This is a genomic window from Shewanella psychropiezotolerans (assembly GCF_007197555.1).
Taxonomy (GTDB): domain Bacteria; phylum Pseudomonadota; class Gammaproteobacteria; order Enterobacterales; family Shewanellaceae; genus Shewanella; species Shewanella psychropiezotolerans.
Genome location: NZ_CP041614.1, coordinates 1,980,770 through 2,004,183, shown reverse-complemented (window position 1 = coordinate 2,004,183; position 23,414 = coordinate 1,980,770). Strand labels below are relative to the sequence as shown.

General features: G+C 42.4%; 22 protein-coding genes and 1 pseudogene. 10 read left to right on the top strand and 13 right to left on the bottom strand.

The window, feature by feature from the left end:
- The first annotated feature begins 56 nt into the window (after window positions 1-56).
- Together FM037_RS08880 and FM037_RS08875 are read left to right on the top strand one after the other, a co-directional pair.
- Window positions 57-1,139: a linear amide C-N hydrolase gene (locus tag FM037_RS08880; protein ID WP_185976988.1), complete on the top strand. Its 1,083-nt coding sequence runs from the start codon at window positions 57-59 to the stop codon at window positions 1,137-1,139.
- Between the two features lie 260 nt (window positions 1,140-1,399).
- Window positions 1,400-3,889, top strand: coding sequence for a penicillin acylase family protein (locus FM037_RS08875; protein ID WP_185976987.1), 2,490 nt, complete (start codon window positions 1,400-1,402; stop codon window positions 3,887-3,889).
- 183 nt (window positions 3,890-4,072) lie between these two features.
- Here the strand turns inward: FM037_RS08875 and FM037_RS29265 are convergent, their stop codons facing one another.
- From FM037_RS29265 to paaG, 12 genes are all read right to left on the bottom strand, one after another.
- A complete protein-coding gene (locus FM037_RS29265; RefSeq protein WP_229381123.1) occupies window positions 4,073-5,362 on the bottom strand; it encodes a 3-hydroxyacyl-CoA dehydrogenase in 1,290 nt (429 codons plus the stop codon).
- Window positions 5,320-6,072, bottom strand: coding sequence for an enoyl-CoA hydratase/isomerase family protein (locus tag FM037_RS29260; RefSeq protein WP_229381122.1), 753 nt, complete (start codon window positions 6,070-6,072; stop codon window positions 5,320-5,322). The genes FM037_RS29265 and FM037_RS29260 overlap by 43 nt, the downstream gene beginning before the upstream one ends.
- Before the next feature lie 227 nt (window positions 6,073-6,299).
- The gene (locus FM037_RS08865; protein WP_144045697.1) at window positions 6,300-6,617 is read right to left on the bottom strand and encodes an EthD family reductase; all 318 of its coding nucleotides are present in this window, start codon (window positions 6,615-6,617) and stop codon (window positions 6,300-6,302) included.
- Between the two features lie 24 nt (window positions 6,618-6,641).
- Window positions 6,642-7,568 carry a PaaX family transcriptional regulator gene (locus tag FM037_RS08860; protein ID WP_144045696.1) on the bottom strand — a complete coding sequence of 309 codons (927 nt, stop codon included), beginning with the start codon at window positions 7,566-7,568 and terminating at the stop codon, window positions 6,642-6,644.
- 66 nt (window positions 7,569-7,634) lie between these two features.
- Window positions 7,635-8,732: a 2Fe-2S iron-sulfur cluster-binding protein gene (locus FM037_RS08855; RefSeq protein ID WP_144045695.1), complete on the bottom strand. Its 1,098-nt coding sequence runs from the start codon at window positions 8,730-8,732 to the stop codon at window positions 7,635-7,637.
- Window positions 8,733-8,763: 31 nt separating this feature from the next.
- Window positions 8,764-9,306: a 1,2-phenylacetyl-CoA epoxidase subunit PaaD gene (paaD, locus tag FM037_RS08850; protein WP_221937493.1), complete on the bottom strand. Its 543-nt coding sequence runs from the start codon at window positions 9,304-9,306 to the stop codon at window positions 8,764-8,766.
- 4 nt (window positions 9,307-9,310) lie between these two features.
- On the bottom strand, window positions 9,311-10,093 hold the full coding sequence (gene paaC, locus FM037_RS08845; RefSeq protein ID WP_144045693.1) for a 1,2-phenylacetyl-CoA epoxidase subunit PaaC: 783 nt from the start codon (window positions 10,091-10,093) through the stop codon (window positions 9,311-9,313).
- 13 nt (window positions 10,094-10,106) lie between these two features.
- Window positions 10,107-10,397: a 1,2-phenylacetyl-CoA epoxidase subunit PaaB gene (paaB, locus tag FM037_RS08840; protein WP_407695637.1), complete on the bottom strand. Its 291-nt coding sequence runs from the start codon at window positions 10,395-10,397 to the stop codon at window positions 10,107-10,109.
- 25 nt (window positions 10,398-10,422) lie between these two features.
- Window positions 10,423-11,379 (bottom strand): 1,2-phenylacetyl-CoA epoxidase subunit PaaA, encoded by a 957-nt coding sequence (gene paaA, locus FM037_RS08835; RefSeq protein ID WP_144045692.1) that lies wholly within the window; start codon window positions 11,377-11,379, stop codon window positions 10,423-10,425.
- A gap of 2 nt (window positions 11,380-11,381) precedes the next feature.
- A complete protein-coding gene (gene pcaF, locus FM037_RS08830) occupies window positions 11,382-12,584 on the bottom strand; it encodes a 3-oxoadipyl-CoA thiolase (protein ID WP_144045691.1) in 1,203 nt (400 codons plus the stop codon).
- A 14-nt stretch (window positions 12,585-12,598) separates the two neighbouring features.
- Window positions 12,599-13,036 carry a hydroxyphenylacetyl-CoA thioesterase PaaI gene (paaI, locus tag FM037_RS08825; RefSeq protein ID WP_144045690.1) on the bottom strand — a complete coding sequence of 146 codons (438 nt, stop codon included), beginning with the start codon at window positions 13,034-13,036 and terminating at the stop codon, window positions 12,599-12,601.
- 12 nt (window positions 13,037-13,048) lie between these two features.
- The gene (paaG, locus tag FM037_RS08820) at window positions 13,049-13,858 is read right to left on the bottom strand and encodes a 2-(1,2-epoxy-1,2-dihydrophenyl)acetyl-CoA isomerase PaaG (protein ID WP_267874872.1); all 810 of its coding nucleotides are present in this window, start codon (window positions 13,856-13,858) and stop codon (window positions 13,049-13,051) included.
- Window positions 13,859-13,944: 86 nt separating this feature from the next.
- Here paaG and FM037_RS08815 point away from each other — a divergent pair, with 86 nt between their 5' ends.
- A complete protein-coding gene (locus tag FM037_RS08815) occupies window positions 13,945-14,601 on the top strand; it encodes an acyltransferase (protein ID WP_144045689.1) in 657 nt (218 codons plus the stop codon).
- Here the strand turns inward: FM037_RS08815 and paaZ are convergent.
- Window positions 14,560-16,608, bottom strand: a complete 2,049-nt coding sequence (gene paaZ / locus FM037_RS08810; protein WP_144045688.1) for a phenylacetic acid degradation bifunctional protein PaaZ — start codon at window positions 16,606-16,608, stop codon at window positions 14,560-14,562. The two genes, FM037_RS08815 and paaZ, sit on opposite strands and share 42 nt — an antisense overlap.
- A 588-nt stretch (window positions 16,609-17,196) precedes the next feature.
- Here paaZ and paaK point away from each other — a divergent pair.
- The 7 genes and pseudogenes from paaK (at window position 17,197) to FM037_RS08775 (ending at window position 23,391) form a co-directional block, all read left to right on the top strand.
- Entirely contained in the window at window positions 17,197-18,489 is a 1,293-nt protein-coding gene (gene paaK, locus FM037_RS08805) for a phenylacetate--CoA ligase PaaK (protein ID WP_144045687.1), read from the top strand.
- A 25-nt stretch (window positions 18,490-18,514) separates the two neighbouring features.
- Window positions 18,515-19,934 (top strand): annotated as a pseudogene (locus FM037_RS08800) (aldehyde dehydrogenase family protein).
- A gap of 137 nt (window positions 19,935-20,071) precedes the next feature.
- Window positions 20,072-21,286 (top strand): amine dehydrogenase large subunit, encoded by a 1,215-nt coding sequence (locus FM037_RS08795; RefSeq protein ID WP_144045686.1) that lies wholly within the window; start codon window positions 20,072-20,074, stop codon window positions 21,284-21,286.
- Window positions 21,286-21,819: a MauE/DoxX family redox-associated membrane protein gene (locus tag FM037_RS08790; protein WP_144045685.1), complete on the top strand. Its 534-nt coding sequence runs from the start codon at window positions 21,286-21,288 to the stop codon at window positions 21,817-21,819. Before FM037_RS08795 ends, FM037_RS08790 begins: the two co-directional genes overlap by 1 nt.
- 11 nt (window positions 21,820-21,830) lie before the next feature.
- Complete coding sequence (locus FM037_RS08785) at window positions 21,831-22,442, top strand: thioredoxin-like domain-containing protein (RefSeq protein WP_144045684.1); 612 nt, start codon at window positions 21,831-21,833, stop codon at window positions 22,440-22,442.
- A 2-nt stretch (window positions 22,443-22,444) separates the two neighbouring features.
- Entirely contained in the window at window positions 22,445-22,969 is a 525-nt protein-coding gene (locus tag FM037_RS08780) for a methylamine dehydrogenase light chain (RefSeq protein ID WP_144045683.1), read from the top strand.
- The gene (locus FM037_RS08775; RefSeq protein ID WP_229381121.1) at window positions 22,966-23,391 is read left to right on the top strand and encodes a cytochrome c, class I; all 426 of its coding nucleotides are present in this window, start codon (window positions 22,966-22,968) and stop codon (window positions 23,389-23,391) included. The genes FM037_RS08780 and FM037_RS08775 overlap by 4 nt, the downstream gene beginning before the upstream one ends.
- Window positions 23,392-23,414 lie beyond the last annotated feature (23 nt).

Sequence of the window (23,414 nt, the reverse complement as noted above, 5' to 3'; positions counted from 1 at the left end):
TTGCTAAGAGGCATTTTACTTTACCACGTCCCCATTTAATGAATCGCGGAGTGCTTATGCGTTATTTAAACAGTTTAAGTCAACCTCATTTAACAGCCTGGATGAGCATAGGTATCATTGTTTGTTTGTTGGTTACAATCTCATTCAGTTTTGCTTGCACTAAACTGGTTTGGGACACAGATGACTTTGGGGTCATCATCTCCAGAACCGAAGATTTCGGTTTCCCAACAGAGCCCAGCCTGGAAGTGAGGGCTAAGGGACAAACCTATAAGGACCCGAACTCAAATAACCCTGTGATCTGGACGTCAAAATACAGCAGTATTATATCTACGTTAGCCCATTTTACCGCCGTTGAGGGCATCAATGAAGCCGGACTGTCTATGAGTGCCCTGTCACTAGATGAGGAAACCAATACCCGCCCCATAGAAGGACAACAAGATTTAATGAACACCTTGCTAGTCCCTTACGTTGTAGATAACTTTAAAACGGTCAATGAGGTCGTCAACAACATAGGTAAAATCAATATTTATAAACACCTGTTGAATGGTTCAATTGTCGGTGGCCATTATATGGTTCAAGATAAATCTGGAGATTCAGCGGTGATTGAGATTTTAGACGGAAAATTTAAGATTTATCATGGTCCGGAAAATAATGTGCTCACCAATAGTCCAGCTTATAACTTCCAATTGAAAAACTGGGAAAAATTAAAACCCAAGAGTACCCGTGACATAATAGGTTCCTTCCCTTTACCCGGGAATGCAGAAAGTTCACAGCGATTTGTCCGAGGTAAATATATGTTGGAGGCTTTACCCACTCCTACAAGCTATATCAACGCCATCCTTACCCTAGAAAGCGCCTTACCGAGTTCAGCCATTAATATTCCCTATAAACATAAGAAGGGGAAAATGATAAAAACGGCGTCTCAGTACAGTATAACTTATGGGTTAAATCAGAAAATAATTTATTTTCAGTATCGGTACCAAAATAGTTTCACGCTATTTAGCACTGATTTTAATAAGTTGAATGATGGTAATAATTATACTCTAGATGCGACACGCGCAGATCTTGCTGGCGATGTCACGGGTGAATATAAAGAAGGTCTAGGTGTTATGCAATTATATCTGGTTAAACATAGCTAGCCCGTTATTCCTTCATGGGGTTTGTTGAAGTTAACTAGTCCATTCTCACCATTCGTTTTATGTCTAAACGCACGAATTCAAATAACCGGCGACAAATTTAAATGACAACACTAAAAACATCAGCTGACCAACCTCCAAAGGCATAATGATGATATTTGGGACACAAGCTCAATACTTCAGAAAGACTATGATTAGAGGTAGAAATGCAAATAAATCAGACTGTAATAACACAGTATTTTGAGTCTAGACAAGGAGCGACTATGTTTCATAAATATTTAGTGATAATATTTCTATCATTAATCCTTTCAATTATTGGTGGTTGTAATAGTTTATCTGAAACGCAAAAAGTGACCATAATACGTGACACTTACGGTACACCACATATTTACGCAGATACCCATTATGGACTATTTTATGGTTATGGATATGCGATTTCTCAAGATAGACTCTTCCAATTAGAAATGGCAAAGCGAAGCGCTCAGGGAAATGTTGCACAAGTCATGGGGCAAAAATATCTTCCTCTGGACATCAAGATTCGAGAACACTACAACCCTCATACTATTCATGCTGCAATGCTTAAGTTATCACAAGCAGACTCCGCCATTTTTAAAGGGTACGCAGATGGCATTAACCAATGGATAGTTAAGATAAATCGATCACCAGACACATTAATGCCAAAACAGTTTATTGATCATCAGTTTACTCCGACAACATGGACTGAATTTGATGTGATCATGGTATTTGTTGGTTCTATGATAAACAGATTCGGTGATTATAATACCGAACTCGACAACCAGCAGCTTTTAATGGCTCTCATGAATAAGCATGGTTCCAACAAAGCGAATGAAATTTTTAACATGTTGTTACCTCACATGAGTAAAGATGCCATAGATACCATTGCTCCCGGTGAGTGGTCAGTTACTGGCAGAGATCGTTATAAAACCGAATTAGTTAACAGATTAGAAGGCAAAAATACTGCTTCCTCCCCGTTACTGACAGCTAAAATACAACCTACAGTGTCGACATCTGGCCGTCATGGTACTTTGAGATGGCAAGATTTTAATGAGGCGCCGTTTAGTAACATTCTTATTCTGGGAAAAAACAAACTTAAAGACGCTGAGGCAGTGCTTATTAATGGTCCTCAATTTGGTTTTTATCGTCCAGCCTACACGTATTCTGTTGGACTTCACGGGGCTGGCTACAACGCAGTGGGCAACTCTCCTGCAGGGTACCCGCTTATCCAGTTCGGTCACAATGATCACATATCATGGGGCAGTACTTGGGGAGCGGGAGATAACGTCGACATCTTTCAGTTAACGTTAGATCCTCAAGATAGCAAAAAATACCTTTATAAAGGATTGTATATTCCTTTCGAACAAGAAAAACAGATCATAAAAGTCAAAAATCAACCAGATAAATCCATCACAGTCTATCGCTCTGTTTATGGCCCAGTGATTAAATACCAAGCCAAACAAGGCATCGCCTATGCAAAAAAAAGAGGTTGGGCTGGAAAAGAGTTATCCACTTTATTGTCATGGAATAAAGTCTCTAAAGCACAAAACTACCAACAATGGGCAGACTATGTTGCAGAGAGCGCAATCAATGTTAATTGGTATTATGTCGACCAATCAGGGAATATTGGTTACACATTAGGGGGATTTTATCCCGTTCGTCGACCGGGCTTTGATGGCAGAACCCCGACTCCTGGTGATGGCAGTGCAGATTGGCTTGGCTTGTATCCCTTTCATACCAATCCTCATGTCCTTAATCCAATCAGTGGTTACATTGCCAACTGGAATAACCGTCCGGCGGCTGGCTTTCCAAATCCTGATCAGTGGTGGTATAACTGGAACACCATAGATCGCGCACTAGAGCTCACCACACAGGTAGATGCTAATTCAACACTCTCTCCTAAAGCAGCTTGGGAGGTCATGAAACACGCAGCATTTGTTGACCCTAATGCGCGTCATTTTGTCCCTTCATTAATCTCATTAGCACAAAACAGTAATGTACCGTTACACCGACAGGCTGCTAACATCCTTACTCATTGGGATTATAGTAATACCGATAATAATAATGATGGAAAATATGATAACCCAGGTTCAACACTATTTAGAGCATGGCTTAAAGAGGCCCTTAGAATCACTTACTCTGCTGTCATCCCAGACAGTCATCTACACTGGTTCACTAACCCGGGATATGGCAATAAAGATAAATTAATGACCAACAGCTATAACATTTCAATCGGCACTAAAGTGCTTAACACAATCTGGACCAATTCAAGTCTATTTAATCACCAAGATAGCAACAAAATTCAGCTTGATTCCTTAACGGCAGCAATAAAGACTTTGACCCTGCAATACGGTGAGAACAATCAAACTTGGCTTGAAAACGTCGATACATTGCGTTTTAACAATAAAAACTATATTGGTGTACCGCAGGCGAATGATGATGAAACACTCGATACGCCCATAGCGCTTAATCGTGGTACTGAGAATAATATGACGGTATTTTATGCCAATAAAGTGGCAGCCTATGAAGTCGTTGCACCTGGCCAGTCAGGGTTCATAGACCCTCATGGTTTAAAAGCCAAGCACTACAATGATCAATATAAAAACTTCATTAACTTTCATCTAAAACCCGTTAGTAATGAATACGATAATCTAAAAATAGACAGCACTGACAAAACGGTACTTGTCATTCCATTGTCTGGTTCTGTCAAACCTTCACAGCGTAATGAGTCACAATAATATGGCTAAAGAGGTATGACACTGGCCTTAACCCGTTTTCTCATTGAGTTCAACGACGGTTAACAGTGTTGTATCTGACGCAAGTAGTGACAACGAATTATTCACCAACGTCTAGCAATCAACAAGGTATAAACAGGGCCTACGCTAAGTCTTAACCCAAACATCAGCCCTTAATAATGACGATCATTGTAAAGCCAGCTTCTCGCTTGTTTCAACTAAGCGCTCCAGTATAGGGGCAATGACCCAATGGCCTTTGCCAGTCAATTTTTTAAATCCCTTTATTATTGCCACAAGCTCAGCTAACCCGAATTCATCTGCATAGAACATCGGTCCCCCCAGGTAACGAGGAAATCCATAACCATTAAGCCATATCACATCGATATCACTAGCACGGTCAACAATACCTTCTTCCAGAATATAAGCCCCTTCATTAATGAGAGCAAATATCAAGCGATACTGAATTTCTTCATCGCTAATATCACTACGCTGCACGACTCCCAACCTATCAGCCTCTGCAGATAAAAACGTTAACACCTCAGCATCCTCTATCCTGCTCCCGTTGTCCTTATCGTATCGATAAAAGCCAGCAGCGGTCTTTTGGCCTAAACGGTTAGCCTCAACCATAAGATCTGCCGCTCTGAAATAGTGCGGATCATTGCTATAGCCCCCATTCTCTTGCCGTGCTTTATAAGCTATGTCAATGCCGGACATATCATTCACAGCTAACGGCCCCATTGCCATGCCCCATTGTTGCAGCGCTCGATCAATCTGGCCAGGTGTCGCCCCTTCAAGTAACAAAGCGTTAGCCTCTCGCCCATAGCAGGCATACATTCTATTGCCGACATAACCATAACAGACTCCAACAGCCACACAGACTTTGCCTATTTGCTTACCCAGCGCCATGACCGTTTTCAGACTTTGTTGATCGGTCTTATCGGCGCGGACCACTTCCAGAAGTTTCATGATATTAGCAGGGCTGAAAAAATGCATGCCTAACACTTTATGAGCTCGATGGGTGGATTGCGCTATTTCATTGATATCTAAATATGACGTGTTGCTCGTGAGTATGGTCTCAGGCTTACATACCTCATCTAAAATTGAGAAGATCTGTTTTTTCACCTCCATGGATTCAAAAGCCGCTTCCACCACCAAATCCACATCGCCTACATCTCGGTATTCACACGTACCTGTTATCAACGCCATAGCCTCCGTTAACTGAGCCCCACTGATGATCCCCCGCTTGACAGATTGATGGAAACGGCTTTCTATCGCACTCAGTCCTTTTGCTACACTCTCTTGCTTCATATCTAATAAAACGACGGCAATACCAGCCTGAGCAAAACACATAGCAATACCGACCCCCATAGTACCCGCTCCAATAATGGCGACTGAATGAATCTTCAATGCCAGTGCATCATCTTCATATTTGGTCAGCTTAGCCGCCATACGTTCAGCAAAAAAAGCATGACGCATAGCGTGTGATTGAGCAGAATTTCGACATTCATTAAACAATCTTCGTTCTTCTTGCATAGCTTGTTCAAATGGTAATGACAACACATTTTCAATGGAGTCGATAGCATATTGGGGGCCTGCTGTCCGCGCATCTTCTTAGCTATCTTTGACCGCCAGAGACTAAACAATTGAGCATATTCTTGATGATGTGCTATAACAATTTTCGATGTTCGCCGTATGTTTTTTTGTTGAACGAGCACATTACGACTAAATTCAATCGTACGTTCGAGTAACGCTGCACTATCATCAACAGTGAGATCGATCACTCCTGTATCAGATAGCGATTGCACCGATTTGGGCTTACCCGAGGTGATCATCTCAAGTGCCAATTCAATCCCCCCAATACGAGGTAATAATTGTGTCCCACCGGCGCCGGGAATGAGGCCTAACGTCACCTCTGGTAATCCAAGCTTAGTTCCGCTAACAGCGACCCGATAATGGCATGACAAAGCCAATTCAAACCCTCCTCCAAGCACAGTCCCAAACAATGTTGCGACTATTGGCTTGGTGCACTGATCAATTTTTTCCAGCACATAGGGTAATTGAGGTTCGAGAGGAGGATGACCAAACTCAGAGATATCTGCGCCGGCTATGAAAGTTCGCCCATCGCATTTAATCACTATACAGGTAACGCTATTATCGGTGGTCGCTCGCTCTATACATTCAACCAATCCCTTTCTCACCGCCTGAGATAATGCATTAACAGGGGATTATTAATACTAATAACGGCAATATCACCATCATGGGATAAGGTTACCGGATCCGCTGACTTATATTGTAAAGCATCCATATTTCCTCCTATGTATAAAAGACGGCTCGATGAAAATCCGTCACCTAAAACCTCAGGTTTAATAGCCTAAGATGTGTCTTATCAATTTTTATGACTGGTCATTGATGATTAAGTAAGACGAGTGTATTCACTGATCTGAATCTTAGGGGCTATATTAGTAAAATTAATGATGTCTTTTAACAAATGGCTGCCAACCTCATCATAAGCCGTCATAAATTGTTTAACCGAATCGAAAAGCAGATAGCCGATCGCAATGTAAGGCGCGGCTTGAGGTCCATTTTTCACTTTCGCTTCATCTATTTCCACATCAATAAGCCCTAAGCCTTGATACGCGTTGATAACTAACGGCATGTGTTGATTGCGATAATAATCACAATCAAAATGCTTATCGGGTTCGTTGGGATACATCACGGCTATCCGGATCATTGTCTGCTCCTCTTGAATAAATAGTTAACTGTTAATCAAACCACCGAAACGCGTATAAAAATGGGGAGACGCATCAGGGAGAGTGCCTTGAGCATTATTGAGGTTTTGCTGAATATACAACAGAGATGACTTGGCCAGTAATTTATAGCTTCGTTGCACGAGATCCTGTGCCTCGTATCCAACCCAGCCTTGGGGGAGCATGGCATTGGGGAAATCAGGGTCTCGTAACAGTATGCGTCTAAAATCATGGACCATAGCCAGTCGCAACATAAAACAATCACGTGGTTCGGGTAAGTTCGAAAATATCTTTTGACACCAGGGGCGATAAAAAGCCAAGAAATCAGTGTAATACCCTTCAAGTTCAGTAAACTTCCACAATGATTTAGTTAACCCCTTGAGCGCGCCTTGAGAATAGAGATCAGCAGTCGTTGCCTTGAATACGACAACGTCGTTAAGTATGTTTAACTCATGAATAACTTCATCCAAAGATGAACGCTGTGATGAGGGGTGTGCGAACAATCCCGAGCTTAGCGCATTAAATCCCAGCCAAATAAGACTCTTGCGAAACTCTTCTTTTTTATCATCTGCTATTGAAACCAGTAAAACCAGCGTCCAGGTATGGTCCCATTCACCATGGTCACTCGCATAAATCCGCCGGGAAGCTTTCTCGTAATGTCCCGTGGCAGATTCTGTCAAGCAATAGTAACTACAACGCCCTACTTTATTCACCTGTAGCCAATCGCTTTGTACTAAGCGATAAACGGCGGTACGCACCTGGCGTTCATTAAAGCCAAATGGCTCTAATGCCGTTATCAGACTCGAGAGCCACACCCAATTACCATGTTGAGAAATTACATCTCCAAAAACTGTGACCACCATAGAGGTACAGCTCACACCCTGTTGTTTTATGTGTAGGCTAATATCGTCTGTCCGCTTGCTAATCGATGTCAAAACACGTCCTATAATGAGTTATTAGAATGTGAGCAGTTTAACTCACTGTCGATATCTTACTTACTATTATCGTTCATCAAAACTCACGACAAGCTCATCCGATAATGGATGTGCCTGACAAGTTAAAATGAAACCTTGTTCAATTTCATGGGCTGCTAACCCATGGCTAATATCCATGTCCACTTTGCCTTTAATCACTTTGGCCTTGCAGGTGGAACAGACACCAGCTTTACAGGAGAAAGGTAAGTCAAGACCATTTTCAATTCCAGCATCTAAGATATTTGACCCGACTGTTGCCAACTCAAAATTGATGGCTCGGCCATCAGATATCAAGGTCAATTGACTGGTCTTATTCTCGCCATATTCATGTACACGTTGAAGCGATTTTTCTAAAATCACTTCCGAGTCCACGGCTGAATGAGCAAACAACTCGTAATGGATTTGTGACTGGTTTAATCCCTCGAGCCTAAACCCTCGTGAAACTTCAGAAATCATCGATTCTGGACCACAGATAAATACGTAAGCTGTATTATGGATATCGATCATTTTTTTCTTTTGCAGTTGATATCCTTTATCATTATCTATCTTGCCGTTAAGCACATCTGAACCTTGATCTTCCTGACTCATGATATTGATCCACTTGAATCGTGCTAAGTAACGGTTTTTTATGAAACTTAACTCCTCTTTAAACATAACCGACTTGGTTCGTTTATTGCCATATATTAAGGTCACCTTACTCTGGTCAGACGATGATAAAATAGATTTTATTATCGATAAAATGGGGGTTATACCACTGCCAACAGCAAGGCACATATAGCTGTTAGTATCGTCAGCATAGAGTAACGGGTAGAAGTTACCTTGGGGAGGTAGTACTGATACTATATCGCCGACCTTAAAGTGATCATTAGCATAGTTTGAAAATTGACCATGTTTGATTCGTTTTATCCCAACACGCAGATGAGTATCATCAACCCCCGAACAAATAGAGTACGCTCGGCGGATCTTCTGGCCGTCAAGCGCTATTTCTAATGTCAAAAACTGACCAGGCTTGAATCTAAATACGTCCTTCAACGCCTGCGGCACTTCAAAACTGATACATACAGCACTTTCTGTTTCAGGCTGAACTTGTGATATTTTTAATGAATAAAGCTGAGTACTAGACATAATATACCTTTAGGTTTTGCTATTTTGTCATTTAAATATGTTTAAACAGATCAAATGGTTCCAAGCAACGGTGACATTTAAACAACGCTTTACATGAAGTGGAACCAAACTCGCTGATCAGACTGGTATCATCACTGCCACAGTGGGGACATAACGCTCTGGTGTCTTCATCGACAATATTTGATTCTGTTGCCACCACATCCTCAGGTGCTGCGATACCAAAGCTTCTGAGGTGGTCACGCCCCCTAGCCGTCATCCAATCAGTAGTCCAAGCGGGTGAAAGCTCCACAACCACCGAGACTTTTTTAATACCAAAAGAGACTAACGCGTGGTGGATATCTTCAGACATCACATCCATCGCGGGACAACCTGAATAAGTCGGGGTAATGATCACTGTCACTTGCTCACCCAGCCGCTTGATATCTTTCAGTACACCAAGATCCCACAGTGATAACACAGGTATTTCAGGGTCGGTGACCCGATCTAATACCGCCCACAGCTCAGGGACGGCCGAATGACGACGATATTGTTCTCGTTCAAATTGAACCGGTGATTTAGTCGGAATTACCAACATGACGTTACCACCTAGCATCGGGAATCGATCGATGAACAAACTGTAGCTCGGTCAAGATATGTCCCAAGTTTTCAGTATGGTAACCTTCACGGCCACCGCGCACCGACCATTGTGCCTCAGGCAGTTTGAGCCCGCTCTGTGATATTATTGCAGTGATATCCTGTTCCCATGCCTGTTTAAAACGAGCACAATCTACGGCAACCCCTCTATCAATAAGGCGTTGCTCTAATTCATCCTGTTCAAACATTTCATGGGTATAACCCCAGATATCATCTAACGCATTCTGCATCCTCAGCTTACTTTCGGCAGTGCCATCACCAAGACGTAAAGTCCATTGTTTACTCCTGCGACTATGGTATGAGGTCTCTTTAGCGGCTTTATGGGCAATGGCAGATAATTGCGCTTCACTTGACTGTTTCAATGCCTCGAGATAGTACACATTATAGAGATCAACGATAAGTTGACGCACTGTGGTATAAGCAAAATCTCCCCGGGGTAATTCATTAATTAAGTGATTTTGATACTGGCGTTCATCACGAAGATAAGCATAATCATCTTCAGATTTAACGTTCATCTCACCGCATTGATTGTGAATATCAGCAGCGAGACTATAATACATCCTCGCACGGCCAATATAATCAAGAGCGATATTACCCTGTGCAATATCTTCTTCTAAAAAAGGTCCATTGCTGACCCATTCAGAAAGGCGATGACCCAATATTAAAGAATCATCCCCAAGACGAATAGCATACTGTATAAGATCTTGTTGTTCTGCAGATACATTCATACCAATTAACTTCCTACATGTTGGTGACAGCTTTGGGGATCGGATAATAGGCAGCATGGCGATACGGTTTATCATCTGAGGGGGCGAAAAAACTATCACAATCATCTTCTTGCGATGCACAAATATCATTTGACTTAACCACCCAAAGACTCACACCTTCACTGCGGCGGGTATAGACATCTCTTGCATATTCCAACGCTTGCTCTTGATCCTCAGCATGTAAACTTCCGACATGTTTATGATCTAAACCACGCTTCGAGCGTACAAAAACTTCAAACAAGGCTAAATTTTCTACATTCATCATAATCTCCAGTCTATTGCCGTCTGTTCTATGCGACATGTTGAGCTTTAATGTGTTTATTTTTATACGCAGCCATCGCCTCACGTACCCAAGTCCCTTCTTCATGTGCCTTAATATGATGTTGAATACGCTGACGATTACAATGACCATTACCATTGATGACAGCGTAAAACTCGTCCCAATCGAGTTCACTACTATCGTAGTGACCTCTCTCCTCATTCCATTTCAGGTTTTTATCCGGATGTTCAAGGCCTAAAAACTCTATTTGACTCACGGTTTGATCAATGAATTTTTGCCGCAGATAATCGTTAGTCTCACGCTTAATTTTCCATTTCATGGATTTAGCAGAATGCGCAGATTCAGAATCATGTGGGCCAAACATCATAAGGGCAGGCCAGTAAAATCGATTGAGCGAATCTTGCGCTAAACATTTTTGCTTTGAAGAACCTTGGGCAAGCTCTATCATCACCTGATAACCTTGACGCTGATGAAAGCTTTCTTCTTTACAAATCCTAACCATGCTACGCGCATAAGGGCCATAAGAAGTTCGTTGTAATGAAACTTGATTAACAATAGCCGCACCGTCAACGAGCCAACCAATCGCTCCCATATCTCCCCACGTTTGAGCAGGATAATTAAAAATTGATGCATATTTGGCGCTGCCATCCTGCAAAGCAGCGATGAGTTCACTGCGAGATACGCCTAAGGTCTCAGTCGCACTGTAGAGATAGAGTCCATGCCCTGATTCGTCCTGTACTTTAGCCAATAACACCGCTTTTCGACGCAAAGAAGGCGCCCTTGTGATCCAGTTCCCCTCGGGTTGAGTGCCTATGACCTCTGAATGCGCATGTTGTGACATTTGCCGGATAAGGTTTTTACGGTAAGTGTCTGGCATCCAATCTTTAGGCTCAATTTTTTGTTCATCCTCAATTCTTTGCTGAAAAATAGCGTCAAGCTCAGCTTCAGTCTTACTATGCTTGCTCATTATTAGACCCTCTCAATAATCAGTGCGATACCTTGGCCAACTCCAATACACATGGTGCAAAGTGCATAACGACCATTGACACGATGTAGCTGATACATCGCTGTAGTCACCAGCCTTGCCCCACTGGCGCCTAACGGATGACCCAGCGCAATGGCGCCACCGTTCGGATTAACATGCGCCGCGTCATCTTCAATGCCCAACTCGCGAAGGACCGCCAGTCCTTGTGCAGCAAACGCTTCATTAAGCTCAATGATATCCATCTGCTCTAAACTTAATCCGGTTCTAGCAAGCACTTTACGGGTCGCCGAAACAGGGCCAAATCCCATAATTCTGGGCTCAACGCCTGAAGTAGCCATGCCGATCACACGGGCTTTGGGAGTTAAGTTATGCTGTTTGACACCAGAAGCTGACGCCAGTAGCAAGGCACAGGCGCCATCATTGACCCCAGATGCATTCCCCGCGGTGACGCTCCCCCTTTCACGAAATGGAGTCGATAACCCTGCCAATGTTTCAATACTACTTATACGCAAGTGTTCATCGGTATCAAAAATGACATCAGGTTTCTTACGTTGTGGAATAATCACAGGTGCAATTTCCTGAGCAAAAATACCGTCTTTTTGGGCCCTAGCCGCACGTTGTTGACTATTAAAGGCAAAGGCATCTTGTGAAGCGCGATCTATACCAAACTGAGCTGCGACATTTTCTGCCGTTTCAGGCATTGAATCGACACCGTAGGCTTGTTCCATTAATTTGTTAACAAAGCGCCAACCCATCGTGGTATCACACATTTCGGCATTGCGACTATAAGCACTATTGGCCTTTGCAACGACAAAAGGCGCTCTAGACATAGACTCGACTCCGCCTGCAATGATGAGATCCGCCTCATCGGCTCGAATCGCCCTCGCCCCCGTTCCCACCGCATCCATGCCAGATCCACATAAACGATTAAGAGTGATCCCCGCTGCCTCAATGGGTAAACCAGCGAGTAATCCGCTCATGCGAGCCACATTACGATTATCTTCACCCGCTTGATTGGCGCAGCCAAAATAAACATCATCCAGCATGCGCCAATCTACCCCTTGATTACGTGCTATAAGTGCCTTGATTGGCACAGCACCCAGATCATCGGCCCTAACACTCGCGAGGCTCCCGCCGTAGCGGCCAAAAGGTGTTCTTATTGCGTCGCAAATAAAAGCATCATTCATTTTTATTCCTTAACTCATTGGGGAAGTACAGTACGCTTTATCCTGGTAGAATTACCTTTAAACAGTGCAACAGTTTGATTATCTTGATTACACATCTGTACCAGATAAATCCCTGTACGCCCGCCTTGATGTGACAGTTTGGCGTGTGCAGTTAACACATCCCCTTTTAACGCTGGTAATATATAATCAATGGTGCAACTTGCGGCCACAGCGGCTTGGTTCTGTGAATTACAGGCAAGCGCAAATGCGGTGTCGGCCAAGGAGAATATATATCCACCATGGCAGGTAAGATGACCATTTAGCATCGCACCAGTGACGGTCATACTCGCCGTGGCGCAACCCGAAGATACCCTGTCAATGTGAATACCCAGTATTCTTGACGCGGTATCATTTGCCATCATGTACTCGGCACAGGCTTGGGCTAATGCTTGTTCCTTTTCGGTATAGTCCATTATCTTGTGTCCCTATTGACCCATAAAATCAGGCAAACGCTTTTCCTTGAAGGCACTCACACCTTCTCGATAATCATCCGACTGCCCCAATGTCTGCATCATTTCTCGTTCTAATTCCAATTGGTGATGCAGCGGATTTGAGAAAGATCCATTCAATAATGTTTTAATCGACGCTAAACCTTTGGTAGGTTGAGTTGCTAAATACCGAGCCATTGTTAAGGCTTTATCCATTAATAGCTCGTCATCAACACAATCCCAGATCATGCCCCATTGCAGTGCTTGCTCAGCACTCAACTTATCACCAAGCAGCGCTAGCCCTTTAGCACGAGGCAGACCAAGAGCACGGGGCAGGTTAAATGTGCCGCCAGAATCAGGAATAAGACCAATTTTACAAAAAACTTGTACAAACTTGGCACTACGAGCGGAGATCACGATGTCACAAGCTAAAGCAATGCTCGCTCCTGCTCCTGCTGCAACGCCGTTAACCGCACAAATGACTGGCTTCTCCATCGTCATAATGTTACGAATTAGCGGATTATAATTTTTCTCAACGGAGTCCCCGAGATCTGGGGCTGTGTCACTTGCAGTGACAGCACGATCGCTTAAGTCTTGTCCCGCGCAAAATCCACGACCGTTGCCAGTTATCACTAAGCAACGTACTTTAGAATTGTTACGGGCATCTTTCATTGCTACACGTACTTCGTCATGCATTTGACTATTGAAGCTGTTTAATGTTTCAGGGCGATTTAGGGTAAGAATACCCACGCCTTTAGTTAACTCATATGTAATGGTTTCGAAATTCATCATAATTTCCTTACTCATCTATTAAACTTCAAATGTATAGACATAAGTGTTTTTTCCAGCCACCATAGATCCAAAATAAATTTAGATATCAATAAGGTAGCCAGATGCCCATATATGCCATAGAAGATTTGATCCCAGTGATCGACGCCTCAAGTTATGTCCATCCTACGGCCGTGATCATCGGAGATGTGATTATCCAAAAAAACTGCTACGTAGGACCTAATGCCGTGTTACGTGGCGACTTTGGTCGTATCGTCCTTAAGCAAGGTTGCAATGTGCAAGATACCTGTGTGATCCACAGTTTTCCCGGCACTGACTGCATCATCGACCAAAATGGTCATATTGGTCACGGGGCCATTCTTCATGGTTGCCACATTGGCCAAAATGTTTTAGTGGGTATGAATGCGGTCGTCATGGACCATGCCATTATCGGTGAAAGCTCTTTTGTTGCAGCGACCACCTTTGTAAAATCTGGCTTTCAATGTCCGCCAAAAAGCTTGCTTATCGGCAATCCGGTGCAAATAAAGCGGACACTAAGCGAAGATGAAATAAAGTGGAAAGCCTCTGGCACTGCCGAATATCAGGAGCTGACCCTACGTTGTTTACAATCCATGACCGAAACCCCCCACTCACCGAAGTTCAGCCACAACGTCCACGCTTTACATCAAGCTCTCATCACACCAAACGATGAACACTTACACGAAGGCAACGAGATGAACTTATTCACTCAAACGCTCAACCAAAGTCAAAATGTCATATAAGGCAACGACTGTGCCGTGTTGATTCATCACCTCAACATCCCATACCACGACACCTGATGCTTTCTTCTCTTCAGGTCGTTTGTCCTTCTTGATCTTTTTCTTTGCGGTGATTTTTACCTGGATGGTGTCGCCTATGGCGACAGGCTCGACAAAACGCAAATTTTCCAGACCATAATTTGCTAATACTGGCCCTGGAGCCGGATCAACGAACATCCCTGCTGCTGCAGAAATAATAAAATAGCCATGTGCAACGCGTTGTCCAAAGAGTGAATCTTTTGCAGCAAGATCATCAAAGTGGGCATAGAAGTGATCACCGGATAAACAACCAAAATTAACAATATCGGTTTCTGTCACAGTTCTACGATGAGTAGTTAAGCTTTCGCCAATGTATAATTCTTCGAAATACTTTCGAAAAGGATGACTGGAAGAACTCGAGGTATTAGCGCCTGCCACATACTCTTTTGTTACCGCCATTAATGTACTGGGTGAGCCTTGAATGGCAGTACGCTGCATATAATGTTTAATGGCCCTCGAACCGCCTAACTCTTCTCCTCCTCCAGCTCGACCCGGTCCCCCATGCACTAAGCCGGGTAATGGTGAGCCATGACCCGTTGATTCTTTGGCGCAATCGCGATTGAGGATCAAAAGACGACCATGATATGCAGCGGCGTTGAATACAAAATGAATAGATTCTTTATCATCATGAGTCACAATAGAACCGACTAAACTTCCTTTGCCAAGCCGCGCAATCTCAACGGCTTGGTCAAGATCATCGTAGGGCATAATCGTTGCAACGGGACCAAATGCTTCTATATTATGAGGGGCGTGTATCGTTAAGGGTTTATCACAAAGCAGTAACGTCGGAGGATAGAATGCGTCAATTTTCGTGTCAGGCCCTACCAGCTTAAAGCTTGCGTCATTACCTCCATAGATCAACTTACAAAAATCACTCAATTTTGCGACGGCATCTTTTACATCAAGACACTGATCTCTGCCCGCCAAAGGGCCCATATTGACGGCACTCGATGCAGGATCGCCCATTACCACTTTATCCAGTCTGAGCTTTAAGGCTTGACTCACTTCATTAACCTTGGCAGCCGGCACTATAATCCGTCGAATTGCCGTACACTTTTGACCCGCCTTAACGGTCATTTCTTTAGCGACTTCTGTAATAAACAAATCAAATTCAGGATCGGTAACCTTGACTGTCTCTCCCAATATGGCGCAATTAAGGGAATCAGCTTCCATATTAAATGGAATACTTTTCTCTACTATATTGCTATGACTGCGAAGCTTCTTGCCTGTGGTAGCAGAACCGGTAAAAGTCAGTACATCTTGTTCATCTAGATGCGCCAATAAATCGCCGACAGAACCACAGATCAACTGAATGGCGCCTTCCGGTAAAAGGCCTGACGCTATCATCTCTTTAACCATAGCTTGTGTTAGATAGGCAGTCGCGGTCGCGGGCTTGACAATGACAGGCATACCCGCAATCAAACTAGGAGCTATCTTTTCGAGCATGCCCCAACATGGGAAATTAAAGGCATTAATGTGAACAGCCACACCGCGTTTAGGCGTCAGAATATGGCGAGCGATGAAACTCCCCTTCGCCGACAAGATTTCAGGCCCTCCCTCGACAATAAACGCTTCATTCGCAAATTCTCTGCGAGCGATACCTGAATAGCTGAACATAGTGGCTAGCCCACCCTCAATATCTATCCAACTATCCACTTTAGTTGCACCTGTTTGAGCAGCAATGTCATAAAAAATATCTTTCTTACTCATCAGGTGCTTAGCAAGAGCCTTAAGCATATTGGCGCGATCATGTATGGTCATTTTACGCAAAGCAGCCCCGCCAACCTCCCGGCTATATTCGACCATACGCTTAAAATCTACACCATCACTATTCACCTTGCACACCAAGTTACCATTTATAGCATTATAAACTTCAACACCTTCATTCAGGCCTTCCAACCACTCACCGCAATGGTAACTAGGTAACTTCATTTTCAATCCTCAAATTAATGCGAAACACAACTTACTCGAATATCACTCACAACTATCAATCACACATTACGATACTAAAAATAAATAACATGTCAATATACCGTATCACTTTTAATCTGGTTAAACGTTTTACGTCAAAGTAAACTTTGATAAAAGAAACACTGGATAGGTTAAAGGCTCACATCAAAAAACAAATGATAAAAAACGCATAAAAGCCATCTTTTAAGATCGGTGAAAACAAACGAAAGAAAAATAACGGAACAAAAACAACGGAACAAAAAATAAAATAAAACTTTAAAAACAATAAATTAATAACAACCAGAATCTATACCCGCTATCAATCACTCCATCACCAATACGATAAATAAATTTTAACCTCACTGTAAGTCAACAATAAAACAGGTGATACCCAACTGAATACTCAAACATTATCTCCGGGTAAAATGACAAGAAGTTATAACAACAAACCACGATATGAAACATTGCCGAAACAAACTAGCGATACATTTATATTGATCTAAATCAAATTAATGCACTACATTATAATCGATGTTGAAAAATTGTAATAATTCAGTGAGGAGGTCGAGTATGGGAAATGATAGAGCAGGTCTGGATGAGATAGAGACGGCGAGTATCGATGAATTACAAGCTCTACAGTTAAATCGACTGAAAAAGACGCTGAATCATGCGTATACGAACTCCTCAGTATACAAAGAAAAATTTGATCTGCACGGTGTTCATCCCGACGATTTGAAAACACTCAGTGATCTCAGTAAATTCCCATTTACCACCAAGAAGGATTTACGCGAGAATTACCCATTTGGCATTTTTGCCAGCCCTATGAACGACATAGTCCGTCTCCATGCTTCCAGCGGAACAACAGGGAAACCGACAGTTGTTGCTTATACCCAAAACGACATAAACAACTGGGCTCATCTAGGTGCCCGCTCTATATATGCAGCAGGCGGACGTAGAAAAGACAAAGTGCATATCTCATATGGTTATGGTTTGTTTACCGGAGGATTAGGGGCACATTACGCCGCTGAACGTCTGGGCTGCACAGTGATCCCAATGGGTGGCGGACAGACACAAAAACAAGTTCAGCTAATCACTGATTTTGATCCAGACATCATCATGGTTACCCCTTCTTATATGCTAAACATCGCCGATGAGATAAAGCGGCAAAATATAGATACAAAAGAGTTGGCTCTACGGATCGGTATCTTCGGTGCCGAGCCATGGTCCAACATGATGCGCAATGATATTGAAAGCAGAATGTCAATGGATGCTGTTGATATTTATGGCCTATCAGAAATGATGGGGCCCGGTGTCGCACAAGAATGTATCGAAACAAAAGATGGCCTTACTATCTGGGAAGATCATTTTTATCCTGAAATTATCGACCCAATTACAGGTGAAGTGTTACCGGATGGCTCAGAAGGTGAATTGGTATTTACCAGTCTCAGTAAAGAAGCCATGCCAATGATCCGCTACCGTACCCGTGATCTTACACGTTTGTTACCAGGATCAGCGCGTACGATGCGACGCATGGACAAAATAACTGGACGTAGTGATGACATGCTAATCATTCGTGGAGTCAATGTATTCCCGACTCAAATTGAAGAACAAATTATAAGAACCGACGGCCTTTCTCCCCATTACCTTATTGAAGTCAGTAAGCGTGGAAATATGGACACGATAAATATAAGAGTCGAGGTCGACGCCAATAATGATAAACAAGATCACGACATTTTAATTAATAAGTTAACTCACAACATAAAAACATTTATCGGTATTTCAGCAAGCATCAATATAGAGGCTCCTTTTAAATTACCTCGCTCTCAAGGTAAAGCAACAAGAGTTATAGATAACAGATTATAAATTCATCAATGAGAAAGGAGGTAATATGAAACAGTTTAATATGTTTATCGATGGCCAAAGTATCAATATGTCATCAAAATTAGACATTATAAACCCTGCTACAGGACAGGCATTTGCCCAATGTCCAAATGGTACCCCAGCAAATGTAGATAATGCCGTATCTTCAGCCCGCCGTGCCTTTAAGCTCTGGGGCCAGACATCATCAGAGGAACGTAAGCAAAAAATACATCAATTAGCCGATACCATTGAAGCCAATATGCCTGAGTTAATGACGCTGATTACTCAAGAAACAGGTAAGCCAATAAATGGCTTAAGCGGGGTTGGCTCAGGCATGGAAGTCGGTGGTGCAATTGCATGGACGCGTAGTACAGCCGAACTAGACATACCCATTGATGTCATACAAGATAATAAAGATGCCCGCATCGAGGTTCACCGTAAACCTTTGGGTGTCGTAGCTTCAATCACACCATGGAATTGGCCACTGATGATTGCTATCTGGCACGTGATTCCTGCGTTGAAAGCGGGAAATACAGTCGTCATCAAGCCTTCAGAATTAACGCCTTTGGCAACCATTCGATTCGTAGAACTGGCCAATGAAATTCTCCCTCATGGGGTTCTTAATATAGTGACGGGTGGTAGCGCCGTAGGCACAGCCCTATGTGCGCACTCGGGGTGGATAAAATAGTCTTCACAGGTTCAACAGCAACCGGTAAAAAGGTCATGCAGACGGCATCTGCGACATTAAAGCGTCTGACGTTGGAGTTAGGTGGAAATGATGCCGGTATTGTACTCGCGGATGTTGATATTCGATCCACAGCTAAAAAACTGTTTGACGCTTGCTTCCATAATAATGGCCAAACCTGTGCAGCGTTAAAAAGACTCTACGTACACGAAAGTATCTTTGATGATGTCTGTGATGAAATGGCCCGCTTAGCCAGAGAGGTTAACGTTGGCAATGGTGAACAAGAAGATACCGAATTGGGGCCAATTCAAAATGCTCAGCAATTAAACATCGTGATGGATCTGGCAGCCGACGCTAAACTTAACGGTGGCCACTTTCTAACCGGTGGGAAAAAAATAATTGGCGCAGGATACTTCTTTGAACCAACCATAGTCACAGGCCTCACAGATGGTAGCCGACTGGTCGATGAGGAGCCGTTTGGTCCTATCCTCCCTATCATTAAATATACTGATATCGAAGAGGTTATTGCTAGAGCAAACCTTAACCAGTCAGGCCTTGGGGGTCTGTATGGTCGAAGGATATAGCCAAAGCGACGCACATAGCTTCCCGGTTAGAATGCGGCTCCGTTTGGGTTAATACTCATGGTGCATTGCAACCAAACGCACCTTTTGGTGGTATCAAACAATCAGGATTTGGCATTGAATTTGGACTCCAGGGGTTAGCAGAGTTTACCTCTATTCAGACAATAAAAATTAACAAATAAACTGCAGATAATAATGAAATTATTATCTGTAGATGAATTTATGACGTGACTATAAATTCATCTGGTTAAAAAACATAATTTACGATTGTTATATATAGTAAACCCAATAATAACTATAAAAATATCAGGTATATAAAATGAATATCCGATCGAACATTAACACGTTAAAAATACTAGTGGCACTGTTATTACTTCAATGTGGATATGCTTTTTCTATTGATTCCTCAGCAATTAAAAAGGCAATAAACCCTAAGCTTCCTCCATTACCCATTGAAGAAACGGGTAATGTCATGATATTACCCGATGTATTCCCTGAGACCTGGATGTTTGTCGATGAAACAAGCTTCACGAATATGTTTGGCGGCAAAATGATCCTGCTCGATGTCGCCGAAACTCGTCACTCAAAGCGAATAAAAGGCACGGCTGACAAAAATTTAATGGGCAATTTTATTCAAGCAAAAACGCGACCTGAGTTTTACATCATGGAAAGCTTCCACACCCGGGGGGCACGTGGACCATTAACCGATGTACTCACTATTTATAATAAAACAACCATGGCGGTTATTAAGGAGCTCGTGTGGAAAGATCGGCGTCTGCAGGCATTACCACGCCGCAATGCAATGGCTCTTTCTGCCGACGAGAAGTTTCTTTATGTTGCAAACTTTAGCCCTGCTGGATCATTTACAGTTGTTGAACTTAATAGCAAAAAAATTATTGAAACTATAGAAACACCTGGCTGTGTACTGACCTTCTCAACAGGAATTCGTAGTATAAGCTCACTTTGTAGTAATGGTGGTATGTTAACCACAGTCATAGATGAGAAAGGACATTTAAAATCCAGACACAGGCTTAAACCTTTTTTCGATACCGATAAAAGCCCTATTTTTGAACGTCCTGCAATTATCGATGGCATCGCCTACTTCCCATCATTTGATGGTCTACTCCATGAATTAAATCTCAGTGGAAAGGTAGCTAAGCATATTACAAGCTGGTCATTACTTAATGAGCAAGAGCGTAAACAAAATTGGCGACCGGGTGGGCTAGCGCTTAATGACAGTGATGAACAGGGTTTAATGTATATCATCATGCACTCTGATGGCCATGATGGAACTCAAACTCAAGGGGGCAGTCAAGTATGGATATTTGATGTGCGAGCGAAAAAAAGAATCAAAGTGATTGATATACCTAACTGGGCAGTATCAATTGCGCTTACCCGCGGTATAAAACCACTATTAGTAGTCACGAATGGCGAGCTCAACCTCGATATTTACAATCCTGAAAGTGGTGAATTAATCCAAACATTAAAAGACTTTGGAAATATTAGTCCTCTGGTTATTCATAAGGCTTACTAATGATGAGTACACTTCTTTCTGATGCTAGCGCATTATTTACCCTTTGGCTTTTCATTCAGTCAGGTTGGAGGAAAATAATGCACGATAATAATAGTTACTATCAAGATCTCATCAGTGATTATTTTAATTTATCGAATAACACATATAACTCAAGATTATTAATTAAAATTATAGGGTTATATGAAATATTACTTTCCATCAGCATCATAATTCCTGGCACGCGTACTGTCGCTGCTATCGGAGTTGTTTTCACCCTATGGATATATTTCTTAATCATGGCTTATCAACTTTACCGAGGAAAAACCAATATGGACTGTGGCTGTGGCGGACCAGAAGGCAAAATAATAATAAGCACATATTCACTAATAAGAAATCAAATTTTTACAGGTATAACATTACTTGCTCTAATGCCTGGATCAATTACTTTCAATGCATTATCAATTTTATCACTCTCTATAGCGATGATTGTCATCCTAATAAACTTATGCGTTGAGCAGCTTATTGCCAACACTCAACTAAAAATATTAAAATAGAGGATTCATCGGTGAACTTATTAATAGTTTCAAATGCTGTTTTATGGATAGTTATAATTTGTATCGTTTTCATTATTTATGCTTTAACCCGTCAAATTGGCGTACTTTACGAACGTGTGGCTCCCGCAGGTGCACTGGCGATCAATCAGACAATTGAAGTGGGACAGTCTAGTCCTAATTTGGCATTACAGTCCATATCTTCAGGTCTCATAGAGATTGGAGCGGGTAAAAATACCGGCAAGTCTCAACTTATTTTTTTTATCTCACCCGACTGTCCTGTATGTAAGACCTTGATGCCTGCAATTAAATCGAGTGCACAATCTGAATCCGATTGGGTCGAGCTTATTTTCGCCAGTGATGGTCAAGAGCAAAATCATCAAGGGTATATACAACAACACTCTATAGAAAGTTATCCCTATATCATTTCTGAAATACTAGGAAAAAGTTTTGGTATTGCCAAACTTCCTTACGCTGTCTTAATCAACAATGAAGGCACCATTTCTGCTATGGGCATCATTAACTCCAGAGAACACATAGATAGTTTATTCGAAGCAAAGGATCTAAAAACGGCTTCAATTCAGGAATATATGGCCAATCAAACACATCTGGCCAAAAGGGTATAAAAATGAGTTTATTCGATAATTTTTTTGAAAAGAAAGCTCGTAGCATAGCGCAGACCAACGGCAGAAGAGGGTTTCTTAAAAGTTTAGGCTCTACTTTAGTTGGGGTTACCACGATTCCATTATTACCTGTTGCCCGCGCCGCAGATGCACCGGTATTGCCACAAGAGAGCGGCGACCCATCAAGTTGTGATTATTGGCGTTACTGTGCAGTCGACGGCTTTTTATGTGAGTGCTGTGGTGGTAACTACAACACCTGCCCTCCAGGTACTGAAATGTCTCCTATTACTTGGATAGGTACTTGTCGTAATCCCGTTGATGGAAGAAATTACGTTATCTCTTATAACGATTGTTGTGGAAAAACTCAATGCGGAACCTGTTTATGCCAAAGGGATGAAGGTGATAGGCCTATTTATCGTTCAGATAAATCCAACGATGTAAATTGGTGTCTAGGTGCAACAAGCTCTGTATACCATTGTTCAACAGCCATTGTTGTGGGTGTTGCATTCGAACAAGGCCACGACAAGTGAATATCTTAACAGGATTGATAGGACTGCTAATCCTATTAGCTGCGTTATTTAGCACACCGTCACAGGCAACCGACATCAATAATGAGAGAGCCAAATACAATTACCAACTGCTCTGTCAAGGGTGCCATACACCCGATGGGAGTGGCAGCAAGAACATTCCTCAAATAAAAAATCATATTGGACGCTTCTTGGCCACTTCTTCTGGTCGAGAATACCTGATCCGCGTGCCTGGTGCGGCAAACTCCACACTTGATGATAGTCAGCTCGCTGAGGTACTCAATTGGATGATACTTGAATTTGGAGGTCTTAGTACACCAGCTAACATGGAGTTATATACCGCAGATGAAGTTAAAGTATTGCGTCAATCGACATTATTTGAAGTAACTGAATACCGTAATTTTTTATTATCACAATTACCATAATGCATATGGATTTCCCCATCTCC